Source organism: Thermodesulfobium acidiphilum (assembly GCF_003057965.1).
Taxonomy (GTDB): domain Bacteria; phylum Thermodesulfobiota; class Thermodesulfobiia; order Thermodesulfobiales; family Thermodesulfobiaceae; genus Thermodesulfobium; species Thermodesulfobium acidiphilum.
This window is the reverse complement of the sequence record NZ_CP020921.1, coordinates 267690-294128: the sequence shown is the minus strand read 5'-3', so window position 1 is coordinate 294128 and position 26439 is coordinate 267690. Positions and strand designations below refer to the sequence as shown.

The 26439-nt window shown below is 34.8% G+C and carries 28 protein-coding genes and 1 tRNA gene; 11 read left to right on the top strand and 18 right to left on the bottom strand.

Annotated elements, in window-relative coordinates:
• The first annotated feature begins 101 nt into the window (after positions 1-101).
• Positions 102-1382, top strand: a complete 1281-nt coding sequence (locus tag TDSAC_RS01460) for an amidohydrolase (RefSeq protein WP_108308302.1) — start codon at positions 102-104, stop codon at positions 1380-1382.
• On the opposite strand, the gene TDSAC_RS01455 is transcribed toward TDSAC_RS01460, so the two are convergent.
• From TDSAC_RS01455 to TDSAC_RS01435, 5 genes are all read right to left on the bottom strand, one after another.
• On the bottom strand, positions 1348-3093 hold the full coding sequence (locus TDSAC_RS01455) for an O-antigen ligase family protein (protein ID WP_199919841.1): 1746 nt from the start codon (positions 3091-3093) through the stop codon (positions 1348-1350). The genes TDSAC_RS01460 and TDSAC_RS01455 overlap by 35 nt on opposite strands.
• A 196-nt stretch (positions 3094-3289) precedes the next feature.
• Positions 3290-4666 carry a mannose-1-phosphate guanylyltransferase/mannose-6-phosphate isomerase gene (locus TDSAC_RS01450; RefSeq protein WP_108308296.1) on the bottom strand — a complete coding sequence of 459 codons (1377 nt, stop codon included), beginning with the start codon at positions 4664-4666 and terminating at the stop codon, positions 3290-3292.
• Positions 4663-5235 (bottom strand): flavodoxin family protein, encoded by a 573-nt coding sequence (locus TDSAC_RS01445; RefSeq protein ID WP_199919840.1) that lies wholly within the window; start codon positions 5233-5235, stop codon positions 4663-4665. The genes TDSAC_RS01450 and TDSAC_RS01445 overlap by 4 nt, the downstream gene beginning before the upstream one ends.
• A complete protein-coding gene (locus tag TDSAC_RS01440; RefSeq protein ID WP_199919839.1) occupies positions 5228-5686 on the bottom strand; it encodes a C40 family peptidase in 459 nt (152 codons plus the stop codon). Before TDSAC_RS01440 ends, TDSAC_RS01445 begins: the two co-directional genes overlap by 8 nt.
• Positions 5687-5787: 101 nt before the next feature.
• Positions 5788-6582, bottom strand: coding sequence for a hypothetical protein (locus TDSAC_RS01435; RefSeq protein ID WP_108308292.1), 795 nt, complete (start codon positions 6580-6582; stop codon positions 5788-5790).
• Between the two features lie 214 nt (positions 6583-6796).
• On the opposite strand from TDSAC_RS01435, the gene TDSAC_RS09005 reads away from it, so the two are divergent.
• From TDSAC_RS09005 to TDSAC_RS01425, 3 genes are all read left to right on the top strand, one after another.
• Positions 6797-6946: a hypothetical protein gene (locus TDSAC_RS09005; RefSeq protein WP_199919838.1), complete on the top strand. Its 150-nt coding sequence runs from the start codon at positions 6797-6799 to the stop codon at positions 6944-6946.
• 438 nt (positions 6947-7384) lie between these two features.
• Positions 7385-7840 carry a nucleoside deaminase gene (locus TDSAC_RS01430; protein WP_108308289.1) on the top strand — a complete coding sequence of 152 codons (456 nt, stop codon included), beginning with the start codon at positions 7385-7387 and terminating at the stop codon, positions 7838-7840.
• A gap of 30 nt (positions 7841-7870) precedes the next feature.
• A tRNA-Lys gene (locus TDSAC_RS01425) sits at positions 7871-7947 on the top strand.
• A 27-nt stretch (positions 7948-7974) separates the two neighbouring features.
• Here TDSAC_RS01425 and TDSAC_RS01420 read toward each other — a convergent pair.
• Genes TDSAC_RS01420 through TDSAC_RS01395 form a run of 6 tightly spaced genes read right to left on the bottom strand, consistent with a single transcriptional unit; the run spans position 7975 to position 13200 of the window.
• A complete protein-coding gene (locus TDSAC_RS01420; RefSeq protein ID WP_150130272.1) occupies positions 7975-8700 on the bottom strand; it encodes a dihydroorotate dehydrogenase electron transfer subunit in 726 nt (241 codons plus the stop codon).
• A 4-nt stretch (positions 8701-8704) separates the two neighbouring features.
• A complete protein-coding gene (locus TDSAC_RS01415; RefSeq protein ID WP_108308284.1) occupies positions 8705-9442 on the bottom strand; it encodes a WecB/TagA/CpsF family glycosyltransferase in 738 nt (245 codons plus the stop codon).
• A complete protein-coding gene (locus tag TDSAC_RS01410; protein WP_108308282.1) occupies positions 9429-10388 on the bottom strand; it encodes a polysaccharide pyruvyl transferase family protein in 960 nt (319 codons plus the stop codon). Before TDSAC_RS01410 ends, TDSAC_RS01415 begins: the two co-directional genes overlap by 14 nt.
• A complete protein-coding gene (gene panC, locus TDSAC_RS01405; protein WP_108308279.1) occupies positions 10389-11228 on the bottom strand; it encodes a pantoate--beta-alanine ligase in 840 nt (279 codons plus the stop codon).
• On the bottom strand, positions 11228-12478 hold the full coding sequence (locus TDSAC_RS01400; protein WP_108308277.1) for a SufB/SufD family protein: 1251 nt from the start codon (positions 12476-12478) through the stop codon (positions 11228-11230). Before TDSAC_RS01400 ends, panC begins: the two co-directional genes overlap by 1 nt.
• Positions 12469-13200, bottom strand: coding sequence for an ABC transporter ATP-binding protein (locus tag TDSAC_RS01395; protein ID WP_199919937.1), 732 nt, complete (start codon positions 13198-13200; stop codon positions 12469-12471). The genes TDSAC_RS01400 and TDSAC_RS01395 overlap by 10 nt, the downstream gene beginning before the upstream one ends.
• A 180-nt stretch (positions 13201-13380) precedes the next feature.
• On the opposite strand from TDSAC_RS01395, the gene nifV reads away from it, so the two are divergent.
• Complete coding sequence (nifV, locus tag TDSAC_RS01390) at positions 13381-14553, top strand: homocitrate synthase (RefSeq protein WP_108308272.1); 1173 nt, start codon at positions 13381-13383, stop codon at positions 14551-14553.
• Between the two features lie 17 nt (positions 14554-14570).
• Here nifV and TDSAC_RS01385 read toward each other — a convergent pair whose 3' ends face one another.
• The 7 genes from TDSAC_RS01385 to infC form a co-directional block, all read right to left on the bottom strand.
• The gene (locus tag TDSAC_RS01385; protein ID WP_199919837.1) at positions 14571-15539 is read right to left on the bottom strand and encodes a GDP-mannose 4,6-dehydratase; all 969 of its coding nucleotides are present in this window, start codon (positions 15537-15539) and stop codon (positions 14571-14573) included.
• A gap of 109 nt (positions 15540-15648) precedes the next feature.
• Positions 15649-17526 (bottom strand): carbon starvation CstA family protein, encoded by a 1878-nt coding sequence (locus TDSAC_RS01380; protein WP_108308267.1) that lies wholly within the window; start codon positions 17524-17526, stop codon positions 15649-15651.
• A gap of 100 nt (positions 17527-17626) precedes the next feature.
• Positions 17627-18139 carry a hypothetical protein gene (locus tag TDSAC_RS01375; protein WP_108308265.1) on the bottom strand — a complete coding sequence of 171 codons (513 nt, stop codon included), beginning with the start codon at positions 18137-18139 and terminating at the stop codon, positions 17627-17629.
• A gap of 33 nt (positions 18140-18172) precedes the next feature.
• Positions 18173-18958, bottom strand: a complete 786-nt coding sequence (locus TDSAC_RS01370) for a TrmH family RNA methyltransferase (RefSeq protein WP_108308262.1) — start codon at positions 18956-18958, stop codon at positions 18173-18175.
• A 4-nt stretch (positions 18959-18962) separates the two neighbouring features.
• Positions 18963-19310 (bottom strand): 50S ribosomal protein L20, encoded by a 348-nt coding sequence (rplT, locus tag TDSAC_RS01365; RefSeq protein ID WP_108308259.1) that lies wholly within the window; start codon positions 19308-19310, stop codon positions 18963-18965.
• A gap of 24 nt (positions 19311-19334) precedes the next feature.
• Positions 19335-19541: a 50S ribosomal protein L35 gene (gene rpmI, locus TDSAC_RS01360; RefSeq protein ID WP_013755661.1), complete on the bottom strand. Its 207-nt coding sequence runs from the start codon at positions 19539-19541 to the stop codon at positions 19335-19337.
• Between the two features lie 3 nt (positions 19542-19544).
• Positions 19545-20096, bottom strand: a complete 552-nt coding sequence (infC, locus tag TDSAC_RS01355; protein ID WP_108308257.1) for a translation initiation factor IF-3 — start codon at positions 20094-20096, stop codon at positions 19545-19547.
• A gap of 137 nt (positions 20097-20233) precedes the next feature.
• Here infC and TDSAC_RS01350 point away from each other — a divergent pair, with 137 nt between their 5' ends.
• Genes TDSAC_RS01350 through mfd form a run of 6 tightly spaced genes read left to right on the top strand, consistent with a single transcriptional unit; the run spans position 20234 to position 26438 of the window.
• Complete coding sequence (locus tag TDSAC_RS01350) at positions 20234-20662, top strand: hypothetical protein (protein ID WP_150130271.1); 429 nt, start codon at positions 20234-20236, stop codon at positions 20660-20662.
• Positions 20649-21011 (top strand): holo-ACP synthase, encoded by a 363-nt coding sequence (gene acpS, locus TDSAC_RS01345; protein WP_108308252.1) that lies wholly within the window; start codon positions 20649-20651, stop codon positions 21009-21011. The genes TDSAC_RS01350 and acpS overlap by 14 nt, the downstream gene beginning before the upstream one ends.
• Positions 21004-21480, top strand: coding sequence for an N-acetyltransferase (locus tag TDSAC_RS01340; RefSeq protein ID WP_321165952.1), 477 nt, complete (start codon positions 21004-21006; stop codon positions 21478-21480). Before acpS ends, TDSAC_RS01340 begins: the two co-directional genes overlap by 8 nt.
• 29 nt (positions 21481-21509) lie before the next feature.
• Entirely contained in the window at positions 21510-22484 is a 975-nt protein-coding gene (locus TDSAC_RS01335) for a sodium:calcium antiporter (protein ID WP_199919836.1), read from the top strand.
• On the top strand, positions 22481-23059 hold the full coding sequence (gene pth / locus TDSAC_RS01330; protein WP_108308245.1) for an aminoacyl-tRNA hydrolase: 579 nt from the start codon (positions 22481-22483) through the stop codon (positions 23057-23059). The genes TDSAC_RS01335 and pth overlap by 4 nt, the downstream gene beginning before the upstream one ends.
• Before the next feature lie 40 nt (positions 23060-23099).
• Complete coding sequence (gene mfd / locus TDSAC_RS01325; protein WP_108308242.1) at positions 23100-26438, top strand: transcription-repair coupling factor; 3339 nt, start codon at positions 23100-23102, stop codon at positions 26436-26438.
• Position 26439: the final 1 nt, after the last annotated feature.

The window sequence follows — 26439 nt, the reverse complement described above, 5'->3', positions numbered from 1 at the left end:
ATTATATACTAAAATATCCCCAAAACTTTAAATTAAATATATTTCCCTTAATTTATTGTAAAAATTATATAATATAATCTGATAAAATAACAGGAGGTATTATGAACGATCTATTAATAGAAAACGCATCAATACTGGATGTAAAATCAGGAAAAGTTTTAGAAGGCTCAAACATATATATTTCAAACGGCACAATAGCCGGCATAAACGTGAATAAAGATTGTCTTCAAAAAGTAAATTTGAATGACAATTTAGTAATTCCAGGCCTTATAAACGCACATACTCACGCTGCCATGACCCTTCTTAGAAGCTATGCGGATGACCTGACTTTAATAGACTGGCTTACCAATTACATATGGCCAAAAGAAGCACAAATCATAAATCCTGAAACTGTTTACTTAGGAGCTCTCATTGCCTGTTATGAAATGGCAAAGAATGGCATTACCACATTTGTAGATATGTATTTTTACGAAGATATGGTAGCAAGCGCAGCTGAAGAAATTGGGCTAAGAGCTCTAATTGGAGAGGGAGTGCTAAGCGTTCCCACCCCTCATGCAAAGGGCCAAAAACAGGGAATAGAAAATACAAAAAAGCTGATAGAAAAATACAAAGATAGCGATCTGATATCTCCTATTGTCACACCACATGCCCCATATACTTGTTCAGACGAACTATTAAGGGAATTAACACAAATAGCTTTAGAAGAAAATATTCCTCTTCACATTCACTTATCTGAATCTGAAAAAGAATTTTTAGACATGCAAAGAGAAAAAAATCTAACCCCAACAAAATATCTTGAAAAACTAGAGGTTTTCAGGGCAAAAACCTTTGTTGCCCATGCAAATTATTTAACCGATATGGATATCTCTATTCTAAAAAATCACAATGTTAGTGTAGCACACTGTCCTGAGAGCAACGCAAAATTGGCTAGCGGCATATGCCCTGTGCCAAAACTCCTTGAGTCTGGAGTAAACGTAGCTCTTGGCACAGACGGAGCAGCAAGCAATAACAACCTCAATATTTTTGGGGAAATGGATTTTGCTCTCAAGCTTCAAAAAATATTCAGCAAAAATCCTCAAACCCTAAAAGCTCTTGATGCGCTTCAGATGGCTACCTCAATGGGCGCAAGGGCAATATTTAAAGATGATATTGGCAGTATCGAAGTAGGCAAGAAAGCTGATTTTCTTGTGATAGATAGGGAAAACCCATCAATGATTCCAGGACACAACCCTGTAAGCGATCTGGTTTATAGTGCTACGCCTGACTGCATATTGAGCGTTTGCGTAAACGGCAGATGGATAATAAAAAATAAAATAGAACAGTTCGATAAAGAAAAGATAATAAAGCTTACGAAAAAACTTTTGAAGAAGTATTTTTCATAAAAAACTCTTTGAAAACATATATAATGGGATTCGCAGGGTAAAGATCTTCTATATCGCGTAAAAATATTTTTGCATCGTTATATTGATGCATACGAATATTGTAGTTTACCAGAGTAACTAATGTCAAAAGAGAATCCGGGCTCGTCTCGTATAAGAGCTTGGCATACTTAAAAGAATTTCTACAGCCTTCATATGTGCATGATATATCAAGCAAGCCTATTATCGGTTCTTCGAAAAAGGGATGAAATTCGAGAGATTTCAAAAAGTATAACTTAGCCTCAGGATAATTTCTCTTTAGCTTATATGCCTCTCCTAAATAATAATACAAGACGGGATCGTTTGGAAACAGGCTTAAACCTAAAAAAGATGTTCTTTCTATAGAACTGGCCATCTCAAATCTTATAGCTTCATCTGATTTAGGCAAACTTTTAGCAATGAGAAGATATTTATCGTCAAGGGCAGGATAAGAGTAATAATCATATGGGTAAAAGGATAATGCATTTGTACCCATTATAACCTTTTGGAAATTGTTCTTTATCTTATAGATTCCATTATCGATGTTATAATAAACGCCCATATACAAAAAAAGAGAGAAACAAGCTACAGAAATAACCAAAGGAAAGATGTCTAACCTAATCTCTTTTCCTTTAAAGGGCAAATTCGTAAGCCCAAGAGCCAGAAAGAGGAAGAAAAGAAGCGATACGCTTAATACAAAAAAGTTAAAAAAAAGATAAATTAGAGTAGCACAAAACCCAAAAAGCGCTATCAGATTCAATTTGTTCTCGTAAACAGAAAGATAATTCCCATAGAGTGCAAAAATTATTAGAATTGTAAATGAAACAAATAATGGAATTCCACCCAGTGCCAAGAATTCCAGAAACTCGTTGTGAGGAACATCAACAAAAGTCATATTTTTCGTACTCCAGTGAAAAAAGCTATTTGACATATCAAAAAATCTAGACGAGATAGGATAATAATTTGCGAGACCATACCCTGTAAGAGGCTTTTCTAAAAACATATCTATTGACGCCTTCCACATTGTAATTCTTTGAGAAAGAGATTCGTCCTCTACACGCCCAACCTGCCTGCTAAATCCCATTTCATACCAGCCAGGATTCGTATAAGGAGTAGCAAAAAACAATGCTATAGAAATAAGAATCCCAATAGCTAAAAGTGCACTTACTCTTTTAGAGCTTAAAATCTCTTTATTTAAAAGGAACAAAAGTACAAAAAACAACATAAAAAATCCAAAAATATTAGCCCTTGAATATGTCAATAAAAGCTCAAAAAACGATATTACAAAAATTACACAAAACAAAGGGATAAATCTTTTATAAATGTAAATAAAACAAAAAGTCGAAAGACAAATAACAGATAAAAATACTGCATAATCATTTGGTTGCCCAAAAAAGGTAGAAAGCCTACCTGGATAACCTTCAAGGTTTAGAAAATCAAAATTAGAATACTCGCATAAACCGTATAGGAGAGGGATTATAGAAGATAAAACGATACTGAAAAATATTTTAAACAAGTCCTTCTCTTTAAATCTCTGTTGGACAATAAGCCAGACAAAACTGAAGAAAATCAGGTAAAAAAGTAATCCTGTAAGTCTCGCACTCTGTCCTAAAATAGCATAAACCTTAGAAGGAGCTATAAAAACTGAAAGTAAAAGAGAAAGTATGAAAAACAAAATCAGAAAAAATGTTATCACAGGAACGCCTTTGACTCTTTTTATAGAGTATAAAGAAAAAAAGGTACAAAATAAAGAAATTAGAACCAATTTCGGCACAGAAAAGGACTGAGTTATGTTCCATGGGTAAAAAATTACCACTGGATAAATGAAAATTACTAAAGAAAGCAAAAGAACTATTTTGTCAGAAGAAGGTTTATTAAATTTTGACTCAAAATTATAGATATTCGACGTCGTCTTCCTCTAAGTATTCTCCCTGCCATATCTCCAATATTTGAGCGCTTATTTTGCCAGGATTTGATATCTTGTGAGGTGTGGATTTTGGTATCAAGATACTATCTCCTCTGTGATAGAAACCTTTCTTTCCATCCTTTTCTATTTCTACGGCACCTGAAAGTATTATCCAGTTTTCAGACCTGTGATGATGCAATTGAAGTAGTATCTCCTTCTTTGGAAGAAGAAGTACCTGATAGATTAAAAAACTATCTCCCCTGCTTATGAGGGTTTTTTGACCCCAAAATCTATAAACGGTTCTGTGGATCTGGCTCTCTTCTCTACCTTGTTCTTTAAGAGCGTCAAAAGCGTCCTTTACGTATTGTGAGCTACCTCTTTTACAGACCAAAATTGCATCATCAGCATCAACAACTATTAAATCTTCCAGATCTATCCCGACCATAAGTTTGCCGGTACTATACATAAAGGAGTTCTTGCAATGTAGCGCAAGCACGTCTCCTGTAGTAACATTTCCATCTTTATTCTTTCTAGCAACGTCATACAGCGAGTCCCAACTCCCCAAATCACTCCACTCAAACCCGGATGGGATCACCACACCCAGCTTAGACTTCTCCATTACCGCCTTGTCTACAGGGATTGAGGGCAAAGAAGAATAAATCTTTTCAGGATCTCTTTCAAATTTGTCATCAAACAGGCCTCTTACCTTCTCGTATGTCTCAAAATCCAGTCTTTTAACCTCTGATAAGAATACTTCAGGCTTCCACATAAACATCCCTGAATTCCACAGATAGTTCTCATCTCTAACATACATTTTAGCTCTCTCTAAAGAGGGCTTTTCTTCAAATTTTGAAATCCTAAAGCCATTTGATCCTTCTATCTTTTCACCCTTTAAAATATACCCAAAACCAGTAGAAGCAAAGGAGGGCTTTATACCAAAAGTTACTATATAACCCTTTTCAGCTAATTTCTCTGCATCCTTAGCAACTTCATAAAAAAGCTCTTCATTTGATATCATGTGATCGGCAGGAACTACCAAAATAGGTTCCTTCACTCCCTGTTTCTCAAAATATAGAGTAAGATAAAGACAGGCTGCGTAAGTGTTTCTTGGATAAGGCTCAAGCAAAATGTTATATTTTATCCTGGAATCACCATTAGAGCTAAGCTGCCATTCCAGATCTTCCTTATGAGCATCAATTCCAACAATCAAAATGTGATTGTCACATAGTGGGAGCAATCTATCTACGGTATTTTGTAGCAAAGATTTGTCACCTGTAAGTGATATCAGCTGCTTTGGGTATCTCTCCCTACTCAGGGGCCAAAGCCTACTTCCAACACCTCCAGCGAGCACAGCTACCTTCATTCTTCACTCTCCCCAAAAAATTCAATTGTTTTATAAATGTCATTATCAATATTATAATTCAAAAAATCGCTATGTCTTTCAATATTCATATAATATAATGTCCTGTTTTCTGCTACGTCTATTACGTTAAAAAGCCATTTCACAGTAAGGGCAGCACATTCGTAGCCCTTTAAAAAAGATGTGGCGCCTATAAGGGCTATAAGCCCTCTTCTATTATTATTCTCAAATTTTTTACCTAGAATGTTTTTTCTTGCCCAAAAAGGCTGACACCTATCTATCACAGATTTTAAAGTCGAAGTTACTCCACCGAAGAATATTGGGGAAAAGAATAAAAAAGATTTACAATTTTCAATCTTTTTATAAATATCATACATATCATCTTTAATCACACATCTACCGCTTATTGAACACATCTCACAACCCCTGCAGGGGGAAATATTCATCTCTCTGAGAACAAATTTTACAACATCTCTTTCTCCCAAAAATGTCGTAAATCTATCTATCAGAAAATCAGTATTTCCCCCTGCCTTTGGGCTACCGTTAAATATCACAAATATGTTCTCACTCAATATAAGTTCTTGCCCCTAAATACCTCTCAGCATAATATGGTTCACTTAAGGAATCAATCATTATTCCGCCGTGATATGCAGCGTGAATAAAGCGATTATCGCCAATATAGATGCCCACATGACTTGGGCCACTCTCATAAGTTTGGAAGAAAACCAAATCTCCAGGTTTAAGGTTCGACGTTGAAACTTTAGTACCGTCATAATACTGAGAATCTGCATCTCTTGGGATGCTTATACCGTTAACTCTATAAACATACTGCACAAATCCAGAACAATCAAAACCTGCCGGCGTTGTTCCTCCCCATCTGTAGGATACCCCTTTTAGATGCAAAGCCGTTCTTACAATCTCCTGTCTTAAATCCTGGTTATTTGCATAAGCATTTTGTGTGAACAGAGCACACGTAAAAATTAAAATTGCCAAAAGCCAAACACAAACCCATCTACCCTTCAACCATTCTTTCCTCCTTTCCTGGTTTAAAACACGAGCTAAGGAAGGAAATCCCCTGCTCTATCCCCTTATTCTTTATCCAGAACCGCCTTTTACTCTAAAGGTTATAGGTTGTTTGCAAAATTAAAGGCGTTTTCAGCGTCTGATCTTGCACCAATTGATTTGAAGCCATCTCCTGCTTTAATTAGATCTTCTTTGTTTCCTTCACTAAGCGCAACGGAAAAGGCATAATTATAAGCAGTCCACGCATCAGCCTTAGAACCTACATTCTTGAAACCATCTCCTGCTTTAATTGCCCCAGATGCAGATCTAAATTTCATAGCAAGTCCAAACGCGTAATTGTAAGCATTCCAGGAGTCTTCTTTGTCTCCTAAAGACCTGAAGCCGTCGCCCGCCAATATACATCCATCCAATGACCTTTGCATTTTGGCAAAAGCAAAAGCGATAGTGTAGGCCTTTTTTGCATCAGAATTGCTGCCCAACTTCCTAAAACCGTCTCCCACCATAACTAATGCCTGAACGTTTCTTTGAGAAATGGCAAGACCCATAGCATAGGTATAAGCGTTCCACGCATCCTCTGTATCTCCTGCCTCCAAAAAACCATTAGCAGCAGAAAGGGTCTTCTCGATATTTCTCTGAACCATAGCAGCACCAAAGGTAGTTGCAAGATTAGATGTAGAATTTTCATCAGGAGATAATTCCTTAAAAGAAGTACTATAAGATCCCGATGACGATGGCAGTATTGTAGAATTTGCTCCCTCAGCACTATTTTGTTTCACAAATGCTTCCTTAGATAAAAAAGGATTTTTTGCACTATCCAGGCTTTTTGCACCGGCAGAAACTGGAAAAAAGAATAAAAGGACAGTTAAAACCGCTGCCAATTTGGTGCAAATTTTCATTAAACTACCCCCTTTCAAGCGGGCGATTAAATTTATAAAATTTTGTATTTAAAAATAATCGAAGTTAGTATAACATATTTTTTAAAAAAGTAAAATATTTCGAATTGCTTCATCAAAAATCTAAATGAAATACAATCGTTGCCTCAAATAAAAAATCTAAATAAAAATAAAAAGTCTCTTAGAATAGTAGTTACTATAACTCTGGAGGCTAGAAATGGGGTTAACGATGAAGGAAAGAAAAGCAGTGGTGAGTGAAATTGCAAAAAGATATAAAAAAGCAGGCAAGAAACAAAAAGGCATTATTTTAGATGAGCTAATAGCTTTGACTGGATACAATCGTAGTTATGCATGTTTTTTTAGCTAGTCACGAGAAGATAATAAGTTGGTTATTTTAGATATGATAGAGAAGTTGAGCTAATGACTTTAAAAAAGCTTTATGAAAGCTTAAAGTTATATATAAACTTTTTTCAGCCTGTAATGAAATAAATCTCAAAAGAAAGAATATGAAAGTAAAGTTACAAAAAAATATGATAAAGCAAGAACTCCTTATCAAAGAATATTAGAAAATCCTGGTGTAGAAAAAATAGATAAAGAAAAGTTAAGAGAACGGTATACAAAATTAAATCCAGCTGAACTTCAAAGAGAAATAGTAAAACTTCAAAAAAGATTACTAGAAGACATATCCATAAAGGAAGAAGTAAGAAATTCTATTAAAAAAATTAGCAAAGATAAAGATAAAATATGTTATGGTTATGTTTAGAATTTTAAGTGAGGCAACACGTATTCTTAAGGGAGATATAAATTGACAAATAATATTATAAATATGCTATATTTTTTATCATTTTTATCCTTTAATGCTGGGGAATTACCAGTCGGAGCTATTCTTTACAAGGATGGAAAAATTTTGTCTATGTCACAAAATTTCTGTGAAAGATCAAAGTCTCCTATCGAACATGCAGAAATATTGGCTATAAAAAACGCTATCCAAAGATATAATAGGTGGTACATACAGGGATCCACTATTTACTGTTCTCTTGAACCCTGCTTAATGTGTGCTGGAGCGATAATAGAGTGCAAGATAAAAAACGTTATATTTTGTGTTAGCTCAAAATATTCTACAAGGTATATCCTGGAATCAAACAATATTTTTTGTAGAGAAATGTTTGACGAAAGATTTAAAAATTTAATAGATAGATTTTTCAAGGAAATAAGAAACAAAAAAAACTTATACAAACGCTCAAGACAAATATTGACATAACATTATAAAAAGTTTAGAATTACAATCTGTGAGCCGTTAGCTCAGCCAGGTAGAGCATCGGCCTTTTAAGCCGAGGGTCGAAGGTTCGAAGCCTTCACGGCTCACCATTTTTTTTATTAAACCAAAAGACATCTTTAGAATATGATTTCTTCTGCGTTAAAGACAGGGCCATCTTTACAAACTCTCAAATATCCCCTAACGCTTTTTACCACACATCCCATGCATGCTCCTGCCCCACAAGCAAAAACAGACTCCAAACTAATCTGTGCCCCTTTGTGTCTTCTTTGAATCGCTTTAAGCATTAAAACAGGCCCACAAGCAAAAATAGAATCATAAGTCCTTTCTAATTTAAAGTCAATCACCGTACCCTTATTTGCATATGTTCCGTCATCAGTAAAAACATAAATATTACCCAATTCAGAGAATCTGTCTACACATATTACCCTCTCCTTATTCCTGAAACCTAAAACAACGTCTGACTCAACCCCTATTTTTTTGAGGTGTTTTGCCAGATAAAATATTGGTGCTATTCCCGTTCCTCCTGCATAAAGCAAGGCGTTTTTAATTCCATTGAAACGAAAACCATTACCTAAGGGGCCCCTAATTTTTAAAAAATCGCCCTCTTTCATCTTGCTCAAAATTGTCGTTCCCTTGCCCTTTATTTCAATCAAAAAACTTAACCTACCAAAATCAAAATCAAAAACGCTAAATGGTCTCATAAAAAATGGATCGTTTAAGTTATTTACTTTTAACATAAAATACTGTCCCGGTAAGGGATTAAAGTTCCCTTCTACTTTCAAATCCATTAAAAAATGAAAATTGCTAATTTTTTCAGTTTTTATAACCTTTGTCTCAATCATCTTCTCATTCTCCAAATTTTTTCATTCTCCAGAAAAACGCAAGCAAAGCAAATTTAGGCAAAACAAGCATTCTTTTCAACCTTGCAGGCTCACTAAGCAGCCTGTATAACCATTCAAGCCCAAAATTTCTAAATATTTCTGGCGCTCTTTTCTTCTTACCAGATAAAACATCAAAAGAACCTCCTACTCCAATACCAATTATATCGTTCTTAACTTTAAAGAGTTCATTTAAGAAAATCTCTTGTTTTGGGAAACCCATAGCAGCCATTACAAAAGTTGCGCCAGATGAGATAATCCTCTCTATAGACGGCTTAAAGTCAGTAAAATAACCGTTTTCATAACCCGATACGTTTATGCCCGTTTTTAGTAACTTTTCGCTTAGCGATTTGACTACTTCATCTGTGGAACCTATTAAATAAACTCCTTTATTGTGCCTTTTGCATATCTCTAAAAAATGTGGAATAAGATCTATTCCACTCATTCTTTTTGTGTTTAAAAAAATAGCAATCCCTATTCCATCAGGAACCACAAGGTCTGCCTTATTAAAGGTTTCAAGCATAACACTTGAGCTATCATTCTTTTTCATAGAATACATAACCATCTCTGGATTAAGGGTTATAATTCTAAGGCCTAAATTTTTAACAAGCCTTTTTTCAAAAAGATTTAGTATTTCTTCAAAACTAACAATATCTACCGGCACTTTGTCAAATAAAAATTTTCGCATAGCGTTAAATGAATTCAAAATTTTTGTATGCTAATTTTTCAAGTTCACCTATTCTCATGGAAATCTGCTTTTCTATAAACTTTTTATTATTATAAAATTCTAAAAGTTCTTCAAAAGAAGGCGATTTATAACAATATTTTTCTAAACCAACCTGCCTCATAAAACCTCTAACTTTAGGGTCATAATCGATCGCAACAAAAGGCGTTAAAGACTTTACACAAAAGGCTGCACTGTGAAATCTGGTAGCAACAAACATCTCACATTGCGCAACCGATCTGAATGAGTTTATGAAATTACCATAAAAAATTTCATCGAACTTTATAGGTAAACTTTTTAGAAACCTCTCATCTTCTTTATCAAAAGCTACGCCTCTTATTAAAAAGCCTTCGCTTTTCAATCTCTCAGAAAAGATTACCAGTTCTTGAACTGCTCGTGAAGATTCTTCGCAATTTCTAAGGTTGATTCCAAAGATTTTTTCTTTTTTCGGCAGTACGAAATCTATGGTCAAAGTGATGTCAGAAACTTCTTTAATAATATCGCTTCTCAGTCTTAGCCTTTTTGCTAGAGAAATGGAAATAGGATCTCTGAGGGCTAAAACTTCAACGTTGTTAAGCGCCTTAACAAAAAATTTTGATCTACTACGCTCTATGGGGCCCAGTGATTGAGACAACATGTAAATTCTTTTTTTTAACAAACTTGCAATAAAAACTATCCCAGTATAAAAAAGAAGGCTAAAAAAACTGGTCCTGTCCTGAATAATACCCCCACCAGGAAATATTATTCTATCTGCCAGAAAAATATTTTTAAGAACATCAAATAAACTTTCTTTCTCTACGTGGTTTAAAGCCGATTTTTTAGAGTTCCAGAGGATCTTAACTGCATTTTTGTTTTTCAGAAGGTATGCCTGAAGTATTGCATCGTCTCCTACATTACCAGCGCCAAAATAACCAATCAAAAAATCCATTTATGACTCAACTATAATATTATCTATTAATCGAACTTTTCCAATCCAACCCGCTACAAGAACCGCTACAGGTGGGGTTAGATCTGATTTTTCAACAAGATTTTCTGTATTGACAGCCTGAAGATAGTCTAACTTTATCCCTTCTTCCTTAAGTCTTTCCTTTGAATCTTCAAGAATTTTTATATCATAATTTCCCGATTCAATTCTTTCTTTTATCCAAAAAAGTTCTTTACTAAGATTCAAAGCAATTTTTCTTTCATCAGGAGTTAAATATAAATTTCTCGAACTTAATGCCAGATTATCGCTATCCCTTACAATAGGCGATGGGACAATTTTAATTGGAAAATCTAAGTCTTTCACCATCTTTCTCAAGATTACCAGTTGTTGAAAGTCCTTCTCACCAAAGTGGGCAAAATCAGGCTGAACGATATTAAAAAGCTTGGCAACTACTGTACAAACGCCTTTAAAGTGGCCCGGTCTGAACAGGCCGCAAAGCCTGTCCTGAAGGTCCTTTACTTCCACAAAACAAAGCTGTTTTTCTGGATACATCTCTTCAGAATTAGGACAAAATACCGCATCAGCTCCCTCTCTATCAAGAAGCCTGAGATCTGAGCCAAGATCTCTAGGATATCTATCCAGGTCTTCGTTCGGGCCAAACTGTATCGGATTAACAAAAATTGACACTACTACAATTCCCGACATCCCCCTTGCTCTCCTAACTAAGGATATGTGCCCATCATGCAAACATCCCATTGTTGGCACCAGAGATATTGTCTTACCCGTAGATCTCTTTTCTTCTAAGAATTTTCTTAAAGATTTCTTATCGAAAAAGACTCTCATCACAGGGCATCCTTTGCAGTGGCGTTTATAATATCTTTAATCTTATTGTTGATAAATGCAGGGATATATGGAATGTTTAAGTTCAAAAAACCCGTGGTAATCAACGACACGGCATCGTCTTTTTCTATACCCCTACTCATCAAATATTCTACTTGCTCTTGAGAAATAGGACCAATCGATGCCTCATGAGAGAGATGTGCCTTTACAGATCCCTCTGAGACAAGAGCAGGAATTGCATACATCGTGGCTTCCTTAGAAAAAACTATCCCTCTACAGTCAAGATGTGCCATACAAAAATCTTTTGTCCTTGCTATCATATCTCCTCTTGAATATATCACGCTTTTATCTGCAGCAATAGTCCTTGCAATAGATTCTGCGCGAGTATTTGGAGCATCCAAATACATCTTTGATCCGAGATCAATATAAGAATTTCCAAGACCATATATCACGTTATTAAACTGTGCTGTAGCATTTTCCCCTGCAAGATATACATTTGGCGCAGACTGAATAGACTTTACAGGCTTTAAAAGAATATAATTGTTAACGTATCTAGCGTCTTCTTCGAGATACACTCCTGTTCTTGGTCTAACATCAAAATTATCTGCCCAGTTGTGTATCATCGTAAAGGTTAGACTTGCACCCTTCTTTACGTAAAACTCACTAATCCCAAGGTGAATTCCTTCGGCATCATTTTTCGATAGAGAACACCCTGTAATAACGTTAAGAGACGCACCTTCTTCTACTATTATTATGTTGTGAACATTTTGACTAATGTTTCCCTCATCTATAAGAAGACACGCCTGCAAAGGATATTCTACGTGTTGATTAGGAAACACTCTCATAAAATAACCATGTGTAGGGTTAAGGGCCACTGCTGCAGTGTACTTATCCTGATCTGGTTTGACCACCCTCCAGAAATAATCTTCTATCCAATCAAACTTACTAAGTGCATCATCAGTGCTCATTATTTGAAGTTGATCTTTATACTTCTCGTTAAGGCTTTCATATATAACGCTGTGATTTAACTGAAAAAAGGAGCCACTTCTTGTCTCTTCCTTTATGTCCATTCCGCTCATAATAGCGGCTTCCATAGTTTGAGCCTTTAAAGAAGCCAGGCTTTCAACCCTATCTCTTTCCACTAATTCCTTAAATCTCTCAAGATCCACATCAGGACCGAAAACAGCCTTTTTTTCTCTGGCAGCATTGGCAAGAGATATTATTTCAGAGAGCCTTTTTTCACTTATTGGCATACCTGACACCCCTTATAGCCATTTCTTTTAATCTCGTTCAGCATATCCCTGGGATTGCCTGTACATATTATTCTCCCGTTTATAAATATATACCCTTTATCAGCGTTTACAAAATCCAGGATGTATCCAGTATGCGTTATTATTAGGGCACTTCTTTTTGGACTTCTCACCTTATCTTTACCTAACAGATGATTAATTGCATGTCCTACAAGTGATATGTTTTCCATGTCTACACCTGATTCGGGCTCATCTATAAGCACAAATTCAGGTTTCTGAAGCATAAGTTGTAATATTTCGGACCTCTTCATTTCTCCACCAGAAAACCCATCGTTAATGTATCTTTTTATGTGATCTTTAATTTTCAAGCTCTCCAATATGTTTTCAACTTCTTCATCAGATATACCATTATTCTTGCTAAGCAACTTTATTAACCTCTCAAGGCTAACTCCGCTCACCGTTGGTGGCCTTTGAAATGAAAGGCCTATACCTAATTTCGCCCTCTCATATATGTCTTTATTTGTAATATCCTCTCCTTTAAAATAAATCTTACCCTGTTCTACTTTATATTTTGGAAATCCCATCAAAGACATCATAAAAGACGTCTTGCCTGCACCATTTGGACCAAAGAGAACATATACGTCTCCGTATCCCATAGAAAAGTCTACGCCTTTTAATACCTGCTTACCCTCTACAGATACCCATAAATCTACTACCTGCAGCATTTCTTGCATATTTTACCTCACTAAAAAGATTTAATATATGTCCAATTTTAACATAAAAAGGACTAATCAAAAAACTTGAATGGAGAAACTGAGTGTAAAATTGTCTGACAATTCATAAAATTTTACAAAAAACTTTGTTTAAATTAAAATTTTATATGAAAAAGTGTGGAGGTGACTGATTTGTATCTATCTCTTAAAGATTTTGTTGATAAAATTTTTATCGTGGACACCACTCTCAGAGACGGAGAACAAACAGCAGGAGTCGTCTTTGCTAATCAAGAAAAGATTCATATTGCAAAGATGTTGGACGAAATAGGTGTTAACCAAATAGAAGTTGGAATACCCGCTATGGGCGGCGCAGAAAAAGAAGCTATAAAATCTATAGTCAATCTGGGGCTAAAGGCCTCAATAATGGCATGGAATAGAGCCGTTATTGAAGATATAAAAAATTCAATCGATTGCGGAGTAGATGCTGTAGCCATTTCTATATCTACATCAGACATACATATCAAACACAAATTAAAGTCTTCAAGGGAAGACGTTTTAGATTCTATGTCTAAAGCCGTAGAATTTGCGAAATCAAAGGGGCTTTATGTTTCTGCAAATGCAGAGGACGCGTCAAGATCAGAAATGGATTTCCTTATCAAATTCGCTGAAAAGGCAAAGGAGTCTGGTGCTGATAGGCTGAGGTTTTGCGATACATTAGGAATACTTGACCCATTTGAAACCTTCTCAAAAATCAAAACAATCCGCGATAGCGTAGGAATTGATATAGAGATGCACACACATAATGACTTCGGAATGGCTACCGCCAACGCTCTGGCAGGAGTAAGAGGCGGTGCAAGGTATGTAGGAGTAACCGTGAATGGACTGGGAGAAAGAGCAGGCAATGCTGCATTGGAAGAAGTTGTAATGGCCCTTAAAATAATACACAACATAGATCTGGGGTTCAAAACAAAGAAATTTATAGAAATATGCGAGTATGTAGCTAACGCATCATCAAGACAAATCCCAATATGGAAAACGATTGTTGGAGCTAACATTTTTGCCCATGAATCTGGTATACACGCCGATGGAGTGCTAAAAAATCCAACAACTTACGAAGCATTTTCACCTGATGAGGTTGGTCTCGTCAGACAAATTATAATAGGCAAGCACTCCGGGAGTGCCGCCATAAGGAGCAAATTTAATCAATTTGGTATAGAACTCAGCAAAGAAGAAACAAAATTGATACTCGAAAACGTAAGAAATATGTCTATCCAGTTAAAGAGACCACTTTTCGACAAAGAACTTATGTACATCTACAATGATGTCCAAAAGATTCTCAACAAAAAGTCCAATTTAGCAGTCTAGATTTATTTATTTTGAGGTCAGGTTTTTACCTGGCCTCTTCTTTTAAGAAACCATTGTACAGTAAGATCTATTCCCTCTCTTAGATCTACTGTTGGCTCCCACTTAAGAACTTTTTTTGCCTTAGTAAAATCTAGCAAACTTCTCCTAAGATCTCCTGGCCTGGCATTAGCATAATCTGGCACAGAAATGTTTACAGGTATTTCTATTCCGTATTTTTTCAAAGAATCCAAAATTAAAGAAAAAATTTTTTTTGTCTTGGTGGGTATGCCAGTCGATATGTTAAAAGTTCCACACTCATCCAGCTCAAGGGCAAGGTCATTTGCAATTACCACATCCTTTACAAAGACATAATCTCTAATCATCCCTTCGGTATCTTCTGGAAAAATATTTATAGTAGATTTTCTCTTGTTAATCAAGTTTTCAAGAAATATAGATACAACCCCTGCTTCCCCGTGAGGAACCTGACGAGGACCATACACGTTAGAGTACCTCAAAATAACATATTTAAATCCAGATCTTTGAGACATAAGCTTTATATAATTTTCTGAAGTTAATTTTGACAGGGCATAAAAAGATGTAATAGAAGGCTGTGTATCCTCATTTGCCATATCCTTTATTTCACCATATATTGCCCCTCCAGTTGATGCGAACAAAAATTTTGCCTTTAATTTCGAAGCGCACTCAAGCATTCTTATAGTACCAAGTATATTTATTTTTGCATCAATGTAAGGATGAGTTACCGAGTAAGGCACTGATATCTGAGCTGCCTGATGACAAATCACATCAGGAGAAAATTCCAAAATCTTTTTAAAAGTTCTTTCAGAACATATATTCCCCTTGAAAAATAAACTCTTTGGGTTAAGGTTATCAACATTGCCACTTGACAAATCGTCAATTGATAATACTTTATGTCCTTTTTCTATCCAATAATCTACAATATGTGAACCAATAAACCCTGCCGCGCCAGTAACGACAATCTTTGTCAAGATTTCCTCCTAAAAATAAATTTATGTTATTATATAACAAAAAAATAGGAGCACATTAATTTATGCCCCTATTTCTTAATAATTTATAGAAAAAATTAAATTAATACTCTTATACTGTGCTCTTTGCCTTCCTGCCGGATAAAATATTTGACCAGATTCTTACAGAATCTAAAATCAGCCATATTCCCATGGCCAATAGTAAAAGTGAAAGAAACGCATTTATTCCCATGGCAAAGTTTCCCTTCATTGCAAGAGGCAAATATATGTTGCTAAAGTTAAGCCAGCAGGCCAAAAATGTTATAACAGTCATAAATGCACCTGGCAAAAGGGTAACCATTGCATAAGAAAATTTGCCAGTTCTTCTTAATATCTCGGTAGTAGATATTATGAGAGCAAAGGTTGCAAGAAGCTGATTGGTAGCGCCGAAAATTGGCCATATAGTGGAAACACTGCCAGAGTATAAAAGATAACCCCAGAAAAAGGAAACCAAAAAACCTGTTGATATTATACCAAAATTCCAGTGCATATCCCTAAATTGAGGAACAAAATACCCGAAAAATTCCTGTAAAAGATACCTACCGACTCTTGTTCCGGCATCAATAGCAGACAAAATAAACATTGCCTCAAACATTATTATAAAGTGATACCAATATGCCATCATACCAGAAAGAAAAGGCACTTGTTCAGTTATATAAGCTACGCCAGCAGCAAGAGAAACTGCACCACCGGGTCTTCCTGCAAGATTTTCGTGAACCATAGCAGAGAGCACAGGCACCTGATTAGCTACCATACCCAATTTTTCGAAGACTGCGGGTGGCGTATTGATCGCAAAATAATCACCCTGAGGAAGAACACAAGCTGCAATCAGAGCAAGAACTCCTACAAAACTTTCCATTAGCATTGCCCCATAACCTATAAACCTTGCATCAGTTTCACAACTTAACATCTTTGGAGTAGTGCCAGAACCTACCAGAGCGTGAAAACCAGATATGGCACCGCAGGCAATTGTTATAAACAAATATGGGAAAAGCGGGCCAGGAATAATCGGGCCGCCGCCTGCATCAAATTTAGTAAAAGCTGGCATTTGAAGATTTGGGTGAACTATAAAAACGCATATTGCAATTGCAACCGCTACACCTATCTTCATATATGAAGATAGATAGTCTCTAGGAAGAAGGAGCATCCAAACAGGCAGGACAGATGCTATAAAGGCATAAGTAGGCAAAATAATTTTTACAGTATTCTCATTAAGGGTTAGCATCCTCCCAAGCTCTGATTGTGGCGGAACTAAACCACCAACCCAGGTAACGACAAACAAAAGAACCACACCTATGAGGCTAGCCTCCAAAACTTTGCCCGGTCGAAAGACATACATCCAGAAGGCCATTATAAAAGCAATTGGAATAGTTAGGCCTACAGTAATCACACCCCAAGAAGAGCTCTTTAAAGCGTTTACCACCGCTATAGAAAGGCCAGCCATTGCAAGAACAAGAATTAGAAAGGTAGCTAAAGACAAAATCTTTCCTGTAGGAGAAGAAATTTCCTGTCTTGCGATATCAGCAAGAGAACACGCACCCCTTCTTGTAGATGCTACTAATACTACAAAGTCATGTACCGCGCCAGCAAGAGCTGATCCAATGACAAGCCAGAGTAGTCCTGGCATAAAACCAAATTGAGCTGCCAATACAGGACCAATAAGTGGTCCGGCACCCGATATGGCAGCAAATTGATGGCCAAACAAGACATACTTGTTAGTAGGAACGAAATCTCTTCCATCGTTAACTCTGCATGCAGGAGTTTCAGCACCTGCGTCCAAACACATTACCTTTGCAGCAATAAAGGCACTATAATAACGATAACCAATAGTCCAAACAGCAAATCCGAAAATCAAAAGCAATATTGCACTTGGTACGCTTAAAACAGAGATCAAAGCTAAGACTGCAACAATTAAAAGTAGGACAATCCCAAAAATAGATGTGGCTTTCACTTTTCAAACCCCCTTAAAAAAAATTAGCAAAATTTCTCCCTCCTTATTTATTAGGCAAAAATAAAAAGCTTTAAATATTTTATCACATATCTATTAGTACTTATTGAGATAAAACATAAGAAATTATTATGAATCCAATTTTTTCATTAACGTTCATAACAGGAGATACTACAAAAATCTTTCCTTGATCGCTTACAACTGTTATTTTCTGAAAACTCGCAAACTGCTCTGGATAAAGTTTCGAAAAGACAGAATCTTCATATTTTTTATTAGTTGATATCTGGATTTTATCGCCACTTACAAAGCTAATTTCTTTAAAGCCTTTATTCTTTACAATTTGGTTGAAGCATTCCCCAACTTGATAAGTTCTATTCGACTGAAGACTATCTCTAACAAAATAGGTTAATGGTATTGCAATATCAATCAAAAAATCTTTGCTATCGGTAAAAAACTTATTTTGTAATTCTTCTCTAACGCTTTCAAGGTTACTTTGACAATTTTTATCAAGATTTTCTTTAATAGATTTTGTATTAAATATCCAGTAGACATTTGAAACAACAAGGCACACAAGCAAAATAAAAATAAGATAAACGTACCACTTTATCCTCTTCATACTCCCCTCCATCGAGTTATACAAATTTTTAATTTAGAGCTTTTCACCAAGAATTAAAGCATTTATTTTTTTAAAGTACAAAAATGAAAGAACAATATTCACACACATAGCCACATTCAGGGATTCTACGTTTTGAGTAGGTATATAAACTGTTTTGTAAGACAGCTTCTCAATCTCACTGCTAATTCCTTTGCCCTCATTGCCAAAGACAAGCAGGCAGCTACCATCGTAACTGTACGAAAAAAATGGTTTCTCTGCTCTCGGAGAAAAAGAAAATACCTTCAAACTTGTATCCATATCTCTAACAATATCGCTAAAATTTTTCTTTTTAAACGGAACCTTAAAAAATGCCCCCGCAGAAGATCTTATAACCTTTGGGTTATAAATATTGCACGAGTCTTCAGATAAAAATATGCCCCCGCACTCAAATGCAAGAGATCCTCTTAATATGGTTCCAAGATTACCAGGATCCTGAATTTTATCAAGATAAATCCATGGAGCAGGACCAAAAATCTTCTCTTGAGGTAAATTCCCTACACTAATAATTCCTGTTGGGGAGCTCTCGCTCGAAAGCCTTTTAATCACATCTTCTTTAACTACAAGAAATCTTAACTTTTCAAGAAATGTTTCTAAAATTTTAACTTTAAAAAATTTTTTCTCCAGAGTATCGGTGTCCTTTATAAGAATATATTCAGGAACATAATTTGCCAAAAGAGCTTCTTCAAGCGCATGAATTCCTTCAAAAAAAATAAATTGCCCAGACTTTTTCATTCTGAGCAATTCTTTTATCTTAGACCGTGATGCGAAGTCTACGTTCACAAACTTACATTTCCTTAACTTTCATAACTACCTTCTTAAATTGTTCAGGATAAGACAGCGCCATTTGAGCCAGCACCTTTCTGTCCATATCAAGTCCTGATTTTTTTAATGCATTCATAAATTTACTATACGAAAGACCATATTCTCTAACGGCTGCGTTGATCCTTACGATCCACAAACTCCTGAACTCTCTCTTTTTTCTTCTTCTGTCTACAAAAGCATATTTTAGGGCATGCAACAAGTGCTGATTAGCGGTTCTATATAATCTATGTAAAGAACCCCTAAAACCTCTAGTCATTTTCAAAACTTTCTTGTGACGTCTACGTGTCACAAAGCCACCTTTAACGCGCATACTTTTCCTCCTATAATTAAAAACCTAATTTACACTATGATATGGAAGTTGAGACATCAATCTTGGCAAATCGGAGCTCGAAACTACTAACGTCTTTGCAAGTCTTCTCTTCCTCTTTGGGCTCTTATGAAAAAGGAGGTGACTCCTATTCTGCTGTCTTCTTATTATTTTACCAGAACCCGTCACTCTAAACCTCTTTGCTGCTGCTCTACAAGTTTTCATTTTAGGCATCCTTCAACCCTCCTTTTTTTCTGTTTTCTGCTTTATTTTAGCAGGGCCGATTATTGCTACAAGGTGTTTCTCGCTTTCGACCTCAGGAAGTTTTTCCATAACAGCATTTTTAAGTAAAGCGAAAAATCTGTTGACAAGATCTATACCCTGATTCATGTGGATCATTTCACGTCCTCTAAAGATAACGCTCAACTTAACCTTATTGCCCTCGTTAATGAAGTCTTGTGCAGCTTTTGCCTTAGTAAGAAGATCGTTTTCGCCTATAGCAGGCCTTAAGCGAACTTCTTTAACAACAGTCTGTCTCTGATGTTTTCTTTGAGATTTTTCTTTTTTTGATTGCTCAAACCTAAATTTCCCATAATCCATTATTCTTGCTACTGGGGGGCTTCCATGAGGAGCAATTAGGACCAGATCGCTACCCTTTGCCCTTGCCAGTCTAAGAGCTTCTTCTGTAGACTGAACGCCTAGCTGCTGTCCATCCACATCTATCAGTCTAACGCTTGGATAGATCTGGATCTCCTCATTAACGGCATATTCTTTACTTATAACATTCACCTCCGAATTTAGATATAAGACGACAATTTTAACTTAAATTATAAACAAAGACAACCCAAATTAAAATATATTTGATTATACGAAAAAATAAAAAAAATAACAACAATTAATTCTTATAATCTATAATAATATAAATTATGAATTACAAAATTTCACATCTGTTTTTAAATGCTCTTGAGGATTATCTTTTACTATATTCTATGTTGTGCCCGCTTGATAGTTCAAGCTTTTTTGTTATAGAATTTGCTATTGCATATATTGAAAAGAATCTACCTGGCTTAGAAATAAAAGAATTAAGAACGCTCTGGAAAAAAAGTAATGAGCAAGTTGAGTTCAAAGATTTTCTTTTAAAGAATTCAAAATTTTTACAAATGTTAGATTCTGACGACAAGAACTGTGAAACAATTAATAAACTTAGAAACTTTTTCAAAAATACAAAAAAAGAAGCTATCATTTATGTACCTCAAATTACCGAAAAGCTATTTCCTTACATAAATCTTAATGAAAGGGAGCTTCTTGATCCTAAAAAAATAAGGAATACAAAGGAGAAAAATGATAGGGATTGATATAGTTAACAACAAACGAATAGAAAGAGCAATTAATAAATACAAGTCTAAATTTCTGGAAAAAATATATACAAAAAGTGAGATAGAATATTGTCTAAGCAAGAAATCTTATATAGAATGTCTTTCTGCAAGGTTTGCAGCAAAAGAAGCTTGTATAAAAGCCATTTATCAACACTGTTTTATAAAATTAAAGATGAAACAGATAGAAATAATTGGCAAAAAAGATGAAGGAGTAACTGTAAAGATATATTCAAAAGATTTAGACTTATCTAGTTTAGAGATAATGGTTTCTATATCACACGAAAAGGATTGTTCGGTAGCAATTGCTCTGATTACAAAAAATAATTAATTTTAGGAGGACAAAAATTATTATTAGAAAAGCCAGAATCGACGATGCAAAAGTAATAAAGGCATTAATAGAAAGCTTTGCGAAACAGAATCTAATGCTCATAAGGCCTCTTTCAGATATTTATGAATCTATAAGAGACTTTTGTGTGTTAGAAATCGATGATAAAATCTGCGGGTGCGGTGCACTTCATATTTTTTGGGAAGACATCGCAGAGATAAGAAGCTTGTGTGTAAACAGTGATTATCAGAAAAGGGGATTAGGGAAAGAAATAGTAAATTTTTTGATCGAAGAAGCAAGGCAACTTAAGCTAAAAAAGGTATTTGCTTTGACGTATCAGGTAGTTTTTTTTAAATCATTAGGGTTCGAAATATTAGATAAGTCGCATCTCCCCCAAAAGATATGGTCTGAATGTGTAAAGTGCCCAAAGTTTCCTGATTGCGATGAGGTAGCAATGATCAGGAAGGTATAAAAAAGCTCTAAACTTTGATGATGGAACTTTTGACTTTAATTTTATCTTTGCTTGCTATATTGGCATTTTGTGAACTCTTTACGAATGCTGTAGAGTGGCTCGGAAAAAATTTAAATTTTGGGCATTCTGTAGTTGGAAGCGTGTTTAGTGCTGTTTCAACTGCCCTTCCCGAAACAATTATACCGATAATAGCCCTTTTAACCTTACCTACCCTTGCTTCTAGAGAAGGAATTGGTATAGGAGCAATCTTAGGTGCGCCGCTCATGCTATCAACTCTAACCTTTTCTCTCCTAGCGCTGCCTGCTCTTTTTAGAAAAGGCAATAAAAATCTCAATTTTAAAAAAGAGGCAATTCTTTTAGACATAAAATTTTTTATATTTAACTTCTCTCTAGCGCTGTTAATATCAATTTTTTCAATCAAATTAAAGTATTTTTTTGCAATTTTTTTTCTAATTTCTTACTTATTTTATCTATATACAGTTTTTAAAAGAGACGAGGGATTTGAAGAAGAAGACCTGCACCTTCTTTTAATTTCTACATCAAAAGACCCTGGCAACCTAATGGTATTTTTACAACTAGGAATTGGCCTGTGTGGTATTTTATTATCATCTTACTTTTTTGTAAACAGCATTGAATCTGTATCGAATATTATTGGGTTAAATCCTTTTATTGTTTCCGCAATATTCTCACCCATAGCTACCGAACTACCAGAAAAGTTTAACTCAATTTCCTGGGTGATTAAAGGAAAAGATCATCTTGCCATATCAAACATTACAGGCGCAATGGTATTCCAATCTTCTTTTCCTATAATGGCAGGTCTAATCTTAAGTTCATGGCAGTTGGATGAAAAGGCTATCGCTTTGTGTTCAGTAACAATTCTTTCCTCATTATACTTATATTTTCTTATTAAAAATGGGGCCATAAATCCAAAATTATTGTTTCTAAACTTTATTTTTTACATTATCTATATCCTGATATCTCTAAATTTTGGAGTTAGATTATGAACTTAACCAGGTTGTCATCAAAACAAGAGCTATATTTAATAGTAGGTCTTGGAAACATAGGGAAAGAATATACTTTAACCAGACACAACGTTGGTTTTCTATTTTTAGATTTCTTATTTGAAAATCTTGGTTTTAATTTTTCAAAATTTGAAGAAAAAATCAATAATTTGATATTTCTCAAACCCGATACGTATATGAATAGATCTGGAATTGCAGTAAGAAAAGTATCGGATTTTTATAAAATTGATCACAAAAATATAATAGTCATATATGATGATCTAGATTTAGAGTTTAAAACAATCAGATTTAGGTCAAAGGGTAGTTCAGCAGGACACAAGGGAATGCAATCAATTATAGAAGAACTTGGAACTCAATTGATTCCAAGGATAAAAATTGGTATAGGAAGAAAAGAGGGAGTAAAAGCAAGAGACTGGGTCCTTTCAAATTTTGACAATACTGAGCTTTCATGTCTTCCCAAAATATTTGAAAGTGTTGCTACGTGCCTTGAGATATTTCTTGAAAAAGGAGAAAACGAAGCTCTTATGAAATGTGGGAAAGTTAAGGTTTCTCCTTAAAGATCACTAAGAAAAGAAAATTAGAAAGAGGAAAGTTTAATTGAAATTTTTGGATGAATTATTTAACAAGGTTCTTGAAAAATGTATCACAAATTATAAAAGTAATATAATCAACGTACAATTTGAAACGTCCTTGTTCCTCGCATACTATTTTTCACAAAAAAACAAAAAAGCTCTTTTTGTATATAAAAATGAGAAAATCTCTCAAGACGCTTACAATTTGCTCAAAAGGAATTCGAATACTAATTCAGAAGAAGAGATTAATTTTTCGTTGTATCCAGCCTGGGACATCCTCTTTGGAGAAAGACTCTCCCCGTCCTTTAGAATAATTTCCCAAAGAATAATTGCTCAAAAGAAATATTCTGTGCTGATAAGTTCTACAAAGGCAGTACTCTCTCCCAAAGAAAAAAATTTTCAAAGTCTTTTTTTGAAAAAAAACGTAGAAATTGATAGAGAAAAATTGATAGATTTACTAAGTAAAAATTATACAAGAAAGAGTCTTTGTGAATTGCCCGGAGAATTTGCGGTAAGAGGAATGCTTTTAGACGTTTTCCCATTCTACTCAGAAAATCCAGTCAGATTAATCTTCAGCGACAACACTATTAACGCAATAAAATATTTTAACCCGGAAGATCAAAGAACTCTAAGAGAAATTGAAAGTTTTGATTTAATTGTTATAGAAACGCTAAAATTTTCACCAGATGAAAAGGAAAAAATCAGAAGGTTTTTCAATGCCCTATCAAAAGAAGAAAGAAATATTATTTCTGAAGAAATAACAAACATAGAAAATGACACTAACTTTTACGGCATTGAGAATTATCTGTATTTTAAAAACGATCTAAAATCTATATTAGATGACTTTAATATGGTCTTCTTTGTCGACAAAGATCAAGTTCAATCAGAAATAACCAGGCTTTTGCAGGAAATTAAAAAACTAAGAAGCTTTCAAATTGAAAACAAAATATATGTCAAAATTCCATCCTTTATCTACAATTTATTTAGGGATCCTGAAAATTTATTTGCAGAAGATTTTAATACAAAAGAACGCTCTAAAGATATAGTTGATTTTAATCCAGAGTTAATAAAACCTCTTGTTAAGGAAGTTAGAGCAGCACCTCCTTTACCAAGAGGGGGTACTGAAAATATAAAAAACACTCTTAACTGGTATTTAAATGCCAATTATACAGTTGAAGTATCTATGAATCATATACCTAACTGCCTAAAGGACCTTGAAAACCCTCAATTAATATTCTCAGAGAAAAGGTATCCAGCAGGCATTGAGATATTGGGTATAGACAAAAAATTGGCAAAAAAATACAGCATCAGAGAAAACTTAATAATCTTTACGTCACAAGAGTTTTCTACAATACAGACAAAGGAAAAAACAACAAGACGCAAAAGTATATCTAGCCTCCAGGAACTCCAATACAACGATCTGGTAGTACACAGAGATCATGGAATAGGTAGATTTATCGGACTAAAGCTCATGAATTTTACCAAAGTCCAAAGAGAATATGCACAAATTCTATACAAGGATGATGACATCTTATACATTCCTGTTGAAGAATTTACCAGATTATCAAAATATATTGGCCCAGATGATGCAGAACTTTCTAGTTTAAGGTCAAACGATTGGACTTCAAAGAAAAAAAGAGCTAAAGATTTTGCCGAAAAAATAGCTCATGAAATAGTTTTTATAGAAGCCTCAAGACGAAATGTTCAAAGACCTATATATTCAAACACCAAAGACCCTACTATGGAAGAACTAGAACTAAAAGAGAGCTTTGGTTACGATGAAACTCCAGACCAAGAAAGGGCTATTGAGGATGTTTTTCTAGATATGTCAAAACCATATCCAATGGATAGATTGATAGTAGCTGATGCTGGCTTTGGAAAAACAGAAATAGCAATAAGAGCAGCATATAGAGCAGTACTAGCATCAAGACAGGTTGCGTTACTTGCCCCTACCACATTGTTAGCCGATCAGCACTATAGAACTTTCAAAAATAGATTTGATCCCCTAGGGGTAAGAGTGGAAGTTTTGTCAAGAATTTCAAAATCAGGAAATAAAAACAAAATCCTAAAAGATCTGAAAGAAAATAAAATAGACATCATTATTGGAACACACTCGTTATTATCAAAAAATATAAAATTTAAAAATTTAGGTTTATTAATCATAGATGAAGAACAAAAGTTTGGAGTCATGCAAAAAGAACAGTTTAAGAAGATTAGAACAGAACTAGACGTTTTGTCTTTGTCTGCAACGCCTATACCTCGAACTCTGAATATGGCATTAAGCGGACTAAGGGACATATCAACCATCTTTACTCCACCAAAAAATAGAATGCCAATTCGTTCAATAGTTTCAGTTTTTAAAGACGTAATTGTCAGAGAAGCCATACTAAGAGAACTTGACAGAGGGGGTCAAATTTTTGTCGTCGATGCAAGAATTTCTAATTTAAACAATTTAAAAGAAAAAATAGAAAATATAGTAGGAAATGTTAGCTGCGCAATATTACACGGCCAAAAAAGTCCTCAAGAAATATCAACCACACTAGAGAGATTTTTAAACAAAGAAATAGACCTTCTCATTTCAACAGCGATATTAGAATCTGGTTTAGATATTCCTGAGGTAAATACTATAATTATAAACAATGCAGATTTATTTGGACTTTCTGAACTCTATCAACTAAGAGGCAGGGTAGGCAGGAGCTTCAAACAGGGTTATGCGTATTTTTTATATAGTTCAGATAAAAGAATTACAGAAGATGCAAAAAGAAGGCTGGAAACCATCCAAAGGAATTCTTCACTTGTTAGCGGCTTTAATATAAGTCTGAAAGACATGGAAATTAGAGGGACTGGAAATGTTCTGGGGACAGAACAACACGGACATATGGAAAATATTGGAGTTGAACTGTTCACAGAGATGATCGCAGAAGAGCTTGCAAGAATAAGAGGAACCGTTAAGGAATTTACTAAAATAAAAGCTGAAATTGAACTCTATATAGACAAAAATTATATAAATGAAGAGGGATTAAGGATTGATCTTTACAAAAGACTTCAAAAAGTTGAAAGTGAAGAAGAACTTTTTTCGTTACAGGAAGAAATTGAAGACAGGTTTGGTAAAATGCCAAAAGAGCTATCGAATCTCTTCTTGCTGACATTAATAAAATTAAAGGCCACAAAAATTGGAATAAAGGAATTAAATATTCTAAAAGACAGCATCAAAATAGCTCCAAATAATAATGAATATATTGAAAAAATTAAGAAGAGTGGCTTTTTTGTTAAAGCTACAAAGGAAGAAATAGTAATTAGGCCATCCAGTCCAGCTGATTCATTTGGCTTTGCTATTTCCCTACTTTCACTACTATCTAGCTAAT